This is a genomic window from Streptomyces sp. NPDC060209 (assembly GCF_042728155.1).
Lineage (GTDB): Bacteria > Actinomycetota > Actinomycetes > Streptomycetales > Streptomycetaceae > Streptomyces.
The window spans coordinates 1-10,236 of the sequence record NZ_JBHWZS010000312.1 but is presented as its reverse complement, the minus strand read 5'-3'; the positions used below and the strand labels follow the sequence as shown (position 1 = coordinate 10,236).

The window sequence follows — 10,236 nt, the reverse complement described above, 5'->3', positions numbered from 1 at the left end:
TCGTTAATCTGGTCTTATGTACTTCACGGACCGTGGCATCGAGGAACTGGCGAAGCGGCGCGGCGAGGAGGAGGTCACCTTCGAGTGGCTCGCCGAGCAACTCCGCACGTTCGTCGACCTCAACCCCGACTTCGAGGTCCCCGTCGAGCGCCTCGCGACCTGGCTGGCACGGCTGGACGACGACGAGGACGAGTAGGCGGTCGGCCGGTCACCGTCCGGGGCTTCCTCCGCCCCCGCTCCTGAAGCGGTTGTACGCGAGCCCGAGCAGGCCCTGCACGAGGAGGACCAGGCCCGCGGCGATCCAGCCGCCGCTGCGCCGACGGGCTCCCCACAGGGTCAGCGGCAGTCCCGCGGCGACCTGTGCCGTGGCCACCGCGCGGGCTTTCGGGCCGAGCAGCCAGGGGCCGAGGCTGCCGCTCTCGACGGCGTCGAGTTCCACGCGCACGGCATCGCGCCAGCCCGCCCATTCGATCTGTTCCGCTTCCGGATGGATCCCGGCGACGGAACGCAGCCGGTCGGCGGGCTCGCCGGGTGTGAGTCCTGGCGGCATGTCCACCCCGGCCCGGGTGAGTACGGCGAGCAGCCCGCGCAGTCTGGCGTCGGCGTCCCTCCCCGGCTCCGGCTGGGTGAGGGCCTCCAGCTCCTGGACGTCCAGGACGGGGTCGAGGCCCAGCCGGATGGCGGACGTCCGCATGGCTTCCTCCTCGGCGGCCGGGGTGCCGTCGGCGAGCCAGATGTAGCCGACCGGGCGGCGGAAACCCGAGGCGAGGGTGTATCCGGACCGGTCGTCGTCCCACCACAGGGCGAGCACCGGCCAGGTGGAGCCCACGGCGAGGGCGGTGGCCCAGCCGCCGACCACGCGGTCGACGGGCTCGGCGCCCCCGTCGGCCGGTGCTTCTCCGCCGCCCCCGTCGGCCGGTGTTCCTCCGTCGCCCCCGTGGCCGTCCTTGCGCCAGGGCTTCCCCTCGGGCACGAGCACGCTCCAGCCGTCCCCGGCGGGCACGAGCAGCATGCGCTCCTGCAGGAGATGGGCCACGGGCCGTACGGCCTCGGGGTCGGCCCGGCACAGAAGCAGGGCGCCCACAGATGTCGCGGTCATGGCCCACACGCTAGGCCAATTTGCTCAGGTATGAACCATTTGGGCACTCAGTCGCTTCCTCGCGAGCACCCTTTCGATTCCCCCTTGACTTCTCCGATCCGCGATATATCGTGTTATCGAGAAGACGCGATATGTTGCGTCGCGCCACCCAGTGGGAGGTCAGATCCATGCCTGAGTCGACGTGGACCGTCGCCGAGCCCCGGAAGCTCACGTTCGACGACCCCGTGACAGCACTCAACGTGCGCATTGTCGACGGCATGATCAATGTCGTCGGCACCGACGAACCGACCGCCCGGCTGGAGGTCTCCGCGATCGACGGGCCGCCGCTGGTCGTGACCCTGGAGGGCGGCACGCTCACCGTCACCTACGAGGATCTGCCGTGGCAGGGCCTCCTCACCTGGCTGGACCGCAGGAGTCCGCGCCGCAGTGCCGCGGTCTCGCTCGTCGTGCCCGTCGGCGCGACGGTGGAGGTCGGCGTGATCGGTGCCGAGGCGGTCGTCTCGGGAATCCGTGGGCGCACCGAGCTGCGGGGCATCTCCGGCGACACCACCCTTGTGGGGCTCTCCGGTGCCGTCCGGGCCGAGACCGTATCCGGCAGCCTGGAGGCCCAGACGGTCACCGGCGATCTCCGCTTCCAGTCCGTGTCGGGTGATCTGACGGTCATGGAGGGCGCCGGCACCTCGGTCCGGGCGGAGTCCGTCACCGGCCACATGGTGCTCGACCTCGACACCTCACCGAAGCCGACGGACATCAGACTGACCTCGGTGTCCGGCGAGATCGCCATCCGGCTGCCGCACCCGGCGGACGCGAAGGTCGAGGCGAACACCGCGAGCGGTACCGTCTCCAACGCCTTCGAGGACCTGCGCGTGGGCGGCCAGTGGGGTGCGAAGAAGATCACCGGCACGCTGGGCGCGGGCACGGGGAAGCTGAAGGCGACCACGGTCTCGGGTTCGATAGCCCTGTTGCGCCGGCCCCCCGCCCAGGACAACGCGCATGACGCCGAGCCGACCGGAAAGGTGCTCTGACATGGCCCCCGTATTCGCCCATGGCCGCTTGCGCCTGTACCTCCTCAAGCTGCTGGACGAAGCCCCCCGCCACGGCTACGAGGTGATCCGGCTCCTGGAGGAGCGCTTCCAGGGGCTGTACGCACCGTCGGCCGGCACGGTGTATCCGCGACTGGCCAAGCTGGAGGCCGAGGGCCTGGTCACCCATGCCACCGAGGGCGGCCGCAAGGTCTACTCCATCACCGACGCAGGGCGGGCCGAGCTGGCGGGCCGGGGCGGCGAACTGGCCGATCTGGAGCTGGAGATCCGCGAGTCCGTCTCCGAGCTGGCCGCCGAGATCCGCGACGACGTGCGGGGCGCGGCCGGCCAGCTCCGCAGCGAGATGCGCGCGGCGGCATCCGAGTCCCGCCACACCTCCGGCGGAGGCCGGAGCGGCTGGGACCCCGGACTCGGGGACAAGGAGGCCTGGCGCATGGCGAAGGAGGAGCTGCGCAAGGCCAAGCAGGAGTGGAAGGAACAGGCCCGCAGGGCGAAGGACGAGTCCCGCAAGGCCCGCGAGGACGCGGAACAGGCCCGCCGGCAGGCCCAGGAGGCTCACGAGAAGGCGCGGGAGCAGATGCAGAACGCCGCGCGCCAGGTCCAGGAGCACTTCGCGCGGGGCGACTGGCCCGCGGGTGTGCGGGATGGACTGGCCGAGATCACCGGCCAGCTCGGCGGCTTCGCCAGGACCGGCACCTGGCCCTCGTACAGCCGCCCGGCACCCGAGGAGCCGGACATCGAGTGGGCCTCCGACACCACGGCCACCGGCGATCCGGCCCGTGACCTGGACCGTCTGCTGGACCGCTTCCGGGACGAGATCCGTGACGCCGCCCGGGACCGTGGCGTCACCGAGGCCCAGCTCTCGGCGGCCCGCAGCCACCTGGCCACAGCCGCGACACAGATCGACTCGCTGCTGCGCGGAACGGCCGACGAGGCGAAGGGCACCTCCGGCACGTCCTGAACCTGCCGCGCGCCGCCCGGCCGTGCACCCCCGGCCGGGCGGCGGGCGCCCGATCAGCTCGCCGCGGCGGCCCTGCCCTCCCCGCCGTCTCCGTACAGCGCACGCTCCACCGTCGCATAGGTCGCACCGTTCTCTGCGAGCACATCGGCGACGACGCCGGGGCAGGCGGTCAGCGCAAGCAGCAGGTGCTCCTCGCCGATGAAACGGTCGTGCCGGCCGAGGGCGATGCGCAGGGACTTCTCCAGGATGCCCTTGGCACCGCCTGTGAAGGAGCGGCGCCCGGACCACCGTCGGCGGTTCCCGCGATCGCCTGCCAGGACGCCTTCGCCGTGGGCGTCCTCGATCCGGGCCACGATCTCGGTGACGTCGATCCCGATACCGGCGAGCGCTTCCTCGTCGGACTTGGTGAGCCCGCCACGGCGGCGGGCCTCCGCGAACGCCGCCTCCACAGAGTCGCGTCGGTCGGTGAGTCCGAGGGCGGCGACGGCGAAGGAGGCCCGGCTCCCCTTCTGGTCCAGCAGGGAGAGCAGCAGGTGCTCCTCGGTGATGGAGTCCGCCCCGGCCCGCTCGGCGTGGGTCACCGCGCCGGTCACGGCGGCCCGGGCGCCCTTGGTGAATCGCTCGAACATCAATGCCTCCCGTACTTCTTGTGCACGGCCTGCCTGCTGACACCCAGCTCGGCGGCGATCTCCTGCCACGACCATCCCTGGACGCGGGCGCTTCTCACCTGGACGGCTTCGAGTTGCTCGAGCAGCCTTCGCAGCGCGGCGACGGCCCGCAGCCCGACACGCGGGTCACGGTCACCGGCACGCGCGGCGAGGTCCGTTGCTTCGGTCATGATGTCAACTTACGTTGACACTCGGGCGCCTGTCAACCATCGTTGACATCATCGGTGGCGAGGCGGGCGTGGCGCTCGACGTCGTACCGGGTGTCCCCGTAGCGGAGCTTCTTCCGCTCGATGCCCTCGGCGCCGAAGCCGGCCCGCAGGGCCACGGCGCAGGAGGCCGGGTTGTTCGTCCTGTGTCCGAGCTCCAGCCGGTGGAGCCCCAGGCCGTCGAAGGCCCAGCGGGCCAGAGTCCGCAGGCCCGCGGTGGCGACACCTGTCCCGCGAGCCGCTTCGGTGGTCCAGTACGAGACCCAGGCGGTGTTGTGGACATGATTCACCGCAGTCACGGCCACCGACCCGAGCGCGGCACCCTCACGGAGGACGGCCCACGTGTATCCGCTTCCGGCCTCCCGCTCGCTCTCCCGGCCGGCGATCCATTCCAGCGCCTCCGCGGTGGTCGTGACGGGCCGGCCCGCCTGCCGTGCCATCTCCGGAGGTGCGAAGGCGCGGAGCACCGTCGTGGCGTCGTCCGACCGCCAGGGCCGCAGCAGCAGCCCTTCCGGCGTCAGCAGTTCCACGGCCGACCTCACGAGGTGGTGAGTACGATCTTCCCGAAGAGATCACCGGTGGCGAGCCGCTCGAAGCCCTCGCGGGCCCGGTCCAGGGGCAGGGTCTCGTCGATGACGGGCCGCACACCGGTTGCCGCGCAGAAGGACAGCAGGTCTTCCAGTTCGTCCTTGGAGCCCATCGTGGAGCCGACGATCTTGAGTTCCAGGAAGAAGATCCGGGTCAGCTCGGCGTGCGTGGGCCGGTCCCCGCTGGTGGCACCCGAGATGACCAGGGTGCCGCCGGGCCGCAGCGACTTGACCGAGTGGGACCAGGTCGCCGCTCCGACGGTCTCGATGACGGCGTCGACACGCTTCGGCAGCCGGGCACCGGGCTCGTAGGACTCGATCGCCCCCAGTTCGACGGCCCGCTTGCGCTTGGCCTCGTCACGACTGGTGGCGAACATCCGGAGCCCGGCGGCCTTGCCGAGCACGATCGCGGCGGTGGCCACACCGCCGCCCGCGCCCTGCACGAGGACGGAGTCGCCGGGCCGCACGCCGGCGTTGGTGAACAGCATCCGGTATGCCGTCAGCCAGGCGGTCGGCAGGCAGGCGGCCTCCTCGAAGGTGAGTTCCTTCGGCTTGGGCAGGACGTTCCAGCTGGGAACGGTGACCTGCTCGGCGAACGTGCCCTGGTAGCGCTCGGTGAGGATGGAGCGCGGCTCGTCCGGGCCGACGCCGTGTCCCGTCTGGCCGATGACGGAGTGCAGGACGACCTCGTTGCCGTCCTGGTCGATGCCCGCGGCGTCGCAGCCGAGGATCATGGGCAGCTTGTCCTCGGCGAGGCCCACTCCCCGCAGGGACCAGAGGTCGTGATGGTTGAGCGATGCGGCCCTGACCCGGACGGTGGTCCACCCGGACCGCGCCTCCGGGGCCGGGCGTTCGCCCAGCTCGAGTCCTTCGAGGGGCCGGTCACGGTCGATGCGGGCTGCGTAGGCGGCGAACATGGCCACGACGATAGGCCGTGACGCGCCGTGACGTAAGCGTTCGAAGGTGTGACACACACCCCAGCCCACCGGTGGGCGAGGGGCTCTGTGAGTCCGGACCGCCGGTCGTGTCCCCGGACGTAATCCGGGGACGATCGACGGGCCCGGGGGCGGAGCCCCCGGTTCGGAGCGGGGCGGGCCGGTGGACGGACCGCGAACCACTGACGGCTCAGCGGCGCACCACCCCGCCCCGTCCGGCGTCAGCGTCGCGCGACGCCCTCGGCACGGGCGGCCGCGGCCACCGCGGCGGTGACAGCGGGAGCGACCCGCTCGTCGAACGGTGACGGAATCACGTAGTCCGCGGCCAGCTCGTCACCGACGACATCCGCCAGCGCGTTCGCCGCCGCGATCTTCATGCCCTCGGTGATCCGGGAGGCCCGCACCTGCAGCGCGCCCGCGAAGATACCGGGGAACGCCAGCACGTTGTTGATCTGGTTCGGGTAGTCCGACCGTCCGGTCGCCACCACGGCCGCGTACTTGTGCGCGACGTCGGGGTGGACCTCGGGGTCCGGGTTGGCCATGGCGAACACGAACGCGCCGGGCGCCATCGAGGCCACGGCCGGCTCGGGGACCGTACCGCCGGAGACTCCGATGAAGACGTCGGCGCCGGCCAGCGCCGTCTCCAGGGAGCCGGTGATGCCCGCCCGGTTGGTGAGCTCCGCCAGCTCGCGCTTGACGTCCGTGAGGTCGTCACGGTCGCCGCTGACGATGCCCTTCCGGTCGGCGACGGCGACGTCACCGATGCCGGCCTCCAGCAGGAACTTCGCGATGGCCACGCCCGCCGCTCCTGCGCCGGAGATGACGGCGCGCAGGTCACCGAGCGTCCGGCCGGACAGCTTCGCCGCGTTGCGCAGCGCCGCGAGGGTCACCACGGCCGTGCCGTGCTGGTCGTCGTGGAAGACCGGGATGTCGAGACGCTCCTGGAGCTTGCGCTCGATCTCGAAGCACCGGGGCGCCGAGATGTCCTCCAGGTTCACCCCGCCGAAGGACGGCGCGAGGCGCACGACGGTGTCGACGATCTCGTCCGCGTCGGTCGTGGCGAGCGCGATCGGCACCGCGTCGACCCCGCCGAACTGCTTGAAGAGAATCGCTTTGCCCTCCATCACCGGGAGGGATGCCTCGGGGCCGATGTCCCCCAGGCCGAGGACGGCGGTGCCGTCCGTCACGACGGCCACGACCTGCGACTTCCAGGTGTAGTCGTGGACGAGCTCGGGATGCTCGGCGATGGCGCTGCACACCTTGGCCACGCCGGGCGTGTACGCGAGGGACAGGTCGTCCTTGTCGCGGATCGGAACGGTGGCCTGCACGGCCATCTTCCCGCCGCGGTGGAGGGCGAAGGCCGGATCGAAGGGCTCGTCCGCACTGCTGAGCCCTGCCGCACCGGCCGTGCCGTGCGTCTTGCTGTCGCTGCGAGGATTGACGATCTCCGCTGCCATTGTGTTGACCCCTTAAGTCTTCATCATTTGAGGGTGGCCACTCCTGGTTGAGGAGGGGTGGGCGGGCACCGCGTACGTTCCCGGCACTGAGCGGTTGGACCGCTCCGGCAGGGGAGGCACATACGCGCGGGCGCGCCGCACACGCGCCCTGAGCCCCGGATGAGGGGTGTAAAGGTCTTTCTTACCGGACGGACCGGGCCTCTTACGAGTCGGCATCGACTCGGTGACATGACTCATAGCCGAATATCTGGACAAGTCCACTAAGGGCTACAAAGGCCGTCCGTAGGTCGAGACGCACCGGAGATTCTCCGGAAGGGCGCGCACTTTCCAGCAGATGGTCCGGCCTTGCGGCACCGGCCCGTTGAGGTTCGGGGGTCGCCCGTTACCCGATTTTGACATGACCGGCCCCCTGATTGGGTGAGTCCGAATGGCAAGATGCCCTAATCACACGAGGTGGCGACACTCGAAGGTGCGTGCGTGCCCACCTGACCAGCATTCCCTCACCGCCGGAGGATTCCGATCATGACCGCAAGCACCCTCTGTCGTACGACCGCGAAGTCCCGGATTGCCGCGGTCTGCGCAGTCGCGGTCGCCGGCACCCTGCTGCTGACCGCCTGTGGCGACCAGACCGACAGCGGTTCGACGAAGGCCGGTGACGGCACGAGCGAGAACAGCGCCCCGCTCTTCGGCAAGCTCCCGGAGAAGTACCAGAAGTCCGGCGTCATCAAGGTCGGCACGAATGCCGAGTACGCCCCGATGGAGTCCGTCGAGAACGGCACGATCGTCGGTGTGGACCCCGACCTCGCAGCGGCCCTCGGTAAGCAGCTCGGCGTGAAGTTCGAGTTCACCTCCGGCTCCTTCGACGGCCTGATCACCGCTCTCAACACCGGCCGCCACGACATAGCCATGTCGTCCATCACGGACAACAAGCAGCGCCAGGAGGGCCTGGACGACAGCGGCAAGAAGCTCGGCAAGGGCGTCGACTTCGTCGACTACTTCCTGGCCGGTACCGCCGTCTACACCAAGAAGGGCAACCCCGAGGGCATCAAGTCCATCGAGGACCTGTGCGGCAAGGGCGCGGCGGTCCAGCGCGGCACCACGTACGAGAAGGCCCTGGAGAAGCAGTCGAAGGCCTGCACGGACGGCGGCAAGAAGGCCGTCGACATCCAGTCCTTCGAGAACGACACCGAGGCCCAGACCCGTGTGAAGTCGGGCGGCGCCGTCGCCGGTGTCAACGACTACCCGGTCGCCCTCGACCTGGCCCGCAAGGCCAACGGCGGCAAGGACTTCGAGGTCGTCGGCGAGCAGGTCGACGCCGGCCCGTTCGGTATCGCCGTGAACAAGGACAACACCGAGCTGCGTGACGTCCTCAAGGAGGCCGTGGACGCGATCATCGCCGACGGTTCCTACCAGAAGGTGCTCGACAAGTGGGGCGCCGGCACCGGCGCGATCGACAAGGCCGCCGTCAACGGCGGCAAGTGACCGGCGCACCACCGAAGGGCAGTCACCGTGACTGACAAGCTCGACAAGGTGCCCGGCGGCCCATCGGTCGCCGCCGCACCCGTCTCCAAGGCCACTACCGTCGCACCGGAGACCATCAAGGCCATCCCCGTCCGGCACTTCGGCCGCTGGATCAGCGGCGTGGTCGTGATCGCGCTGCTGGCGGCTCTGGTCTACGCCTTCTCCCAGGGCAACATCCAGTGGCAGGCGGTCCAGGACAAGCTGTTCGACGACACCGTCCTGGCAGGGGCGGGCCGCACGCTGATGATCAGTGTGCTCGCCATGGTCCTCGGTGTGATCCTGGGTGTGGTGCTCGCCGTCATGCGGCTCTCCAGGAACCCGGTGACCAGCTGGGTCGCCTGGCTCTACATCTGGTTCTTCCGCGGCACTCCGGTCTACGTGCAGCTGCTGCTCTGGTTCAACCTGGCCCTGATCTTCCCGGTCCTCAACATCCCGTTCATCTACAAGGACGAGATGACCGATGTGATGACGCCGTTCATGTGCGCCCTGCTGGGGCTCGCCCTCAACGAGGCCGCGTACATGGCGGAGATCGTCCGGGCAGGCATCCAGTCGGTGGACGAGGGCCAGACCGAGGCCTCGCACGCACTCGGCATGACCCAGGCGAAGACCATGCGGCGTGTGGTGCTTCCGCAGGCACTGCGGGTGATCATCCCGCCGACCGGCAACGAGTTCATCAACATGCTGAAGACCTCGTCCCTGGTCTACGCGGTCACCTACAACGAACTGCTGCGCTCCACGTCGCAGATCGGCTCGACCAGCTACGCCGTGATGGAGATGCTCTTCGTCGCCTCGATCTGGTACATCGTGATGACCAGCGTGTTCAGCGTGGGCCAGTACTACCTGGAGCGCCGCTACGCCCGGGGTACCCTGCGCAGCCTGCCGCTCACCCCGCTCCAGCGGATCAAGGTCAATCTCGCCTCCTTCAGCAACCGTCCCTCGGGGGGTGTTTCCGCATGACCGCCATGGTGAAGGCCGAGGGTGTACACAAGTCCTTCGGCGCCGCGCACATCCTCAAGGGCATAGACCTGGAGGTCGCCCCGCGTGAGGTCTTCTGCCTGATCGGCCCGTCCGGTTCCGGCAAGTCGACGTTCCTGCGGTGCATCAACCACCTGGAGCAGATCAACGCCGGTCGGCTGTCCGTCGACGGCGACCTGGTCGGCTACCGGCAGAAGGGCGACAAGCTCTACGAGCTCAAGGACAGCGAAGTCGCGCTGCAGCGCCGGGACATCGGCATGGTCTTCCAGCGCTTCAACCTGTTCCCGCACATGACGGCCCTCGAGAACGTCATGGAGGCGCCGATCCAGGTCAAGGGCGAGGCCAAGGCCGTCGCCCGTGCCCGTGCGGAGCGGCTGCTGGACCGGGTCGGCCTGTCCGACAAGGCGAAGAGCTACCCGTCCCAGCTCTCCGGCGGACAGCAGCAGCGTGTGGCCATCGCCCGCGCCCTGGCCATGGAGCCGAAGCTGATGCTCTTCGACGAGCCGACGTCGGCCCTCGACCCCGAGCTGGTCGGCGACGTCCTGGACGTCATGCGCGGTCTCGCGGAGGACGGCATGACGATGATCGTCGTCACCCACGAGATGGGCTTCGCCCGCGAGGTCGGCGACGCGCTGGTCTTCATGGACGACGGCGTCGTGGTCGAGTCCGGCCACCCGCGCGACGTCCTGACGAACCCGCAGCACGACCGGACGAAGTCCTTCCTGTCGAAGGTGCTGTAACAGCCTGCGTACGGCGGAGAGGGCGGTACGGACCGGTTCCGTAC

At 69.8% G+C, this 10,236-nt stretch carries 12 protein-coding genes; 6 read left to right on the top strand and 6 right to left on the bottom strand.

Annotation, left to right across the window (positions count from 1 at the left end; genetic code table 11):
* The first annotated feature begins 16 nt into the window (after window positions 1-16).
* Window positions 17-196, top strand: a complete 180-nt coding sequence (locus ACFWFI_RS36120; protein WP_387398799.1) for a DUF6104 family protein — start codon at window positions 17-19, stop codon at window positions 194-196.
* 12 nt (window positions 197-208) lie between these two features.
* On the opposite strand, the gene ACFWFI_RS36115 is transcribed toward ACFWFI_RS36120, so the two are convergent.
* Window positions 209-1,099 carry a hypothetical protein gene (locus ACFWFI_RS36115; RefSeq protein WP_387398797.1) on the bottom strand — a complete coding sequence of 297 codons (891 nt, stop codon included), beginning with the start codon at window positions 1,097-1,099 and terminating at the stop codon, window positions 209-211.
* A gap of 167 nt (window positions 1,100-1,266) precedes the next feature.
* Between ACFWFI_RS36115 and ACFWFI_RS36110 the strand changes: the two genes are divergently transcribed.
* Both ACFWFI_RS36110 and ACFWFI_RS36105 read left to right on the top strand, forming a co-directional pair.
* The gene (locus ACFWFI_RS36110; protein ID WP_387398795.1) at window positions 1,267-2,124 is read left to right on the top strand and encodes a DUF4097 family beta strand repeat-containing protein; all 858 of its coding nucleotides are present in this window, start codon (window positions 1,267-1,269) and stop codon (window positions 2,122-2,124) included.
* 1 nt (window position 2,125) lies between these two features.
* Window positions 2,126-3,103 (top strand): PadR family transcriptional regulator, encoded by a 978-nt coding sequence (locus tag ACFWFI_RS36105; RefSeq protein WP_387398792.1) that lies wholly within the window; start codon window positions 2,126-2,128, stop codon window positions 3,101-3,103.
* A gap of 53 nt (window positions 3,104-3,156) precedes the next feature.
* Here the strand turns inward: ACFWFI_RS36105 and ACFWFI_RS36100 are convergent, their stop codons facing one another.
* The 5 genes from ACFWFI_RS36100 to ACFWFI_RS36080 all read right to left on the bottom strand — a co-directional run bounded on the left by ACFWFI_RS36100 (window position 3,157) and on the right by ACFWFI_RS36080 (window position 6,956).
* Window positions 3,157-3,732, bottom strand: a complete 576-nt coding sequence (locus ACFWFI_RS36100; protein WP_387398790.1) for a Clp protease N-terminal domain-containing protein — start codon at window positions 3,730-3,732, stop codon at window positions 3,157-3,159.
* On the bottom strand, window positions 3,732-3,941 hold the full coding sequence (locus ACFWFI_RS36095) for a sigma factor-like helix-turn-helix DNA-binding protein (RefSeq protein ID WP_014154112.1): 210 nt from the start codon (window positions 3,939-3,941) through the stop codon (window positions 3,732-3,734). Before ACFWFI_RS36095 ends, ACFWFI_RS36100 begins: the two co-directional genes overlap by 1 nt.
* Before the next feature lie 32 nt (window positions 3,942-3,973).
* Window positions 3,974-4,519: a GNAT family N-acetyltransferase gene (locus tag ACFWFI_RS36090; protein WP_387398787.1), complete on the bottom strand. Its 546-nt coding sequence runs from the start codon at window positions 4,517-4,519 to the stop codon at window positions 3,974-3,976.
* A complete protein-coding gene (locus ACFWFI_RS36085; protein ID WP_387398785.1) occupies window positions 4,516-5,481 on the bottom strand; it encodes a zinc-binding dehydrogenase in 966 nt (321 codons plus the stop codon). Before ACFWFI_RS36085 ends, ACFWFI_RS36090 begins: the two co-directional genes overlap by 4 nt.
* Window positions 5,482-5,720: 239 nt before the next feature.
* On the bottom strand, window positions 5,721-6,956 hold the full coding sequence (locus ACFWFI_RS36080) for an NAD(P)-dependent malic enzyme (RefSeq protein WP_387398783.1): 1,236 nt from the start codon (window positions 6,954-6,956) through the stop codon (window positions 5,721-5,723).
* A gap of 522 nt (window positions 6,957-7,478) precedes the next feature.
* Between ACFWFI_RS36080 and ACFWFI_RS36075 the strand changes: the two genes are divergently transcribed.
* The 3 genes from ACFWFI_RS36075 to ACFWFI_RS36065 are packed head-to-tail and all read left to right on the top strand — an operon-like array spanning window position 7,479 to window position 10,192.
* A complete protein-coding gene (locus tag ACFWFI_RS36075) occupies window positions 7,479-8,438 on the top strand; it encodes an ABC transporter substrate-binding protein (protein ID WP_387398780.1) in 960 nt (319 codons plus the stop codon).
* Between the two features lie 27 nt (window positions 8,439-8,465).
* Window positions 8,466-9,434, top strand: coding sequence for an amino acid ABC transporter permease (locus ACFWFI_RS36070; protein WP_387398778.1), 969 nt, complete (start codon window positions 8,466-8,468; stop codon window positions 9,432-9,434).
* Window positions 9,435-9,439: 5 nt separating this feature from the next.
* Entirely contained in the window at window positions 9,440-10,192 is a 753-nt protein-coding gene (locus ACFWFI_RS36065; protein WP_387398801.1) for an amino acid ABC transporter ATP-binding protein, read from the top strand.
* The last annotated feature ends 44 nt before the right edge of the window (window positions 10,193-10,236 follow it).

Bases quoted from the DNA above. Each gene is read 5' to 3' on its own strand.
- ACFWFI_RS36120 (WP_387398799.1), top strand. From the start codon at position 17: ATGTACTTCACGGACCGTGGCATCGAGGAACTGGCGAAGCGGCGCGGC.
- ACFWFI_RS36115 (WP_387398797.1), bottom strand. From the start codon at position 1,099: ATGACCGCGACATCTGTGGGCGCCCTGCTTCTGTGCCGGGCCGACCCC.
- ACFWFI_RS36080 (WP_387398783.1), bottom strand. From the start codon at position 6,956: ATGGCAGCGGAGATCGTCAATCCTCGCAGCGACAGCAAGACGCACGGC.
- ACFWFI_RS36075 (WP_387398780.1), top strand. From the start codon at position 7,479: ATGACCGCAAGCACCCTCTGTCGTACGACCGCGAAGTCCCGGATTGCC.
- ACFWFI_RS36110 (WP_387398795.1), top strand. From the start codon at position 1,267: ATGCCTGAGTCGACGTGGACCGTCGCCGAGCCCCGGAAGCTCACGTTC.
- ACFWFI_RS36095 (WP_014154112.1), bottom strand. From the start codon at position 3,941: ATGACCGAAGCAACGGACCTCGCCGCGCGTGCCGGTGACCGTGACCCG.
- ACFWFI_RS36065 (WP_387398801.1), top strand. From the start codon at position 9,440: ATGGTGAAGGCCGAGGGTGTACACAAGTCCTTCGGCGCCGCGCACATC.
- ACFWFI_RS36100 (WP_387398790.1), bottom strand. From the start codon at position 3,732: ATGTTCGAGCGATTCACCAAGGGCGCCCGGGCCGCCGTGACCGGCGCG.
- ACFWFI_RS36105 (WP_387398792.1), top strand. From the start codon at position 2,126: ATGGCCCCCGTATTCGCCCATGGCCGCTTGCGCCTGTACCTCCTCAAG.
- ACFWFI_RS36085 (WP_387398785.1), bottom strand. From the start codon at position 5,481: ATGTTCGCCGCCTACGCAGCCCGCATCGACCGTGACCGGCCCCTCGAA.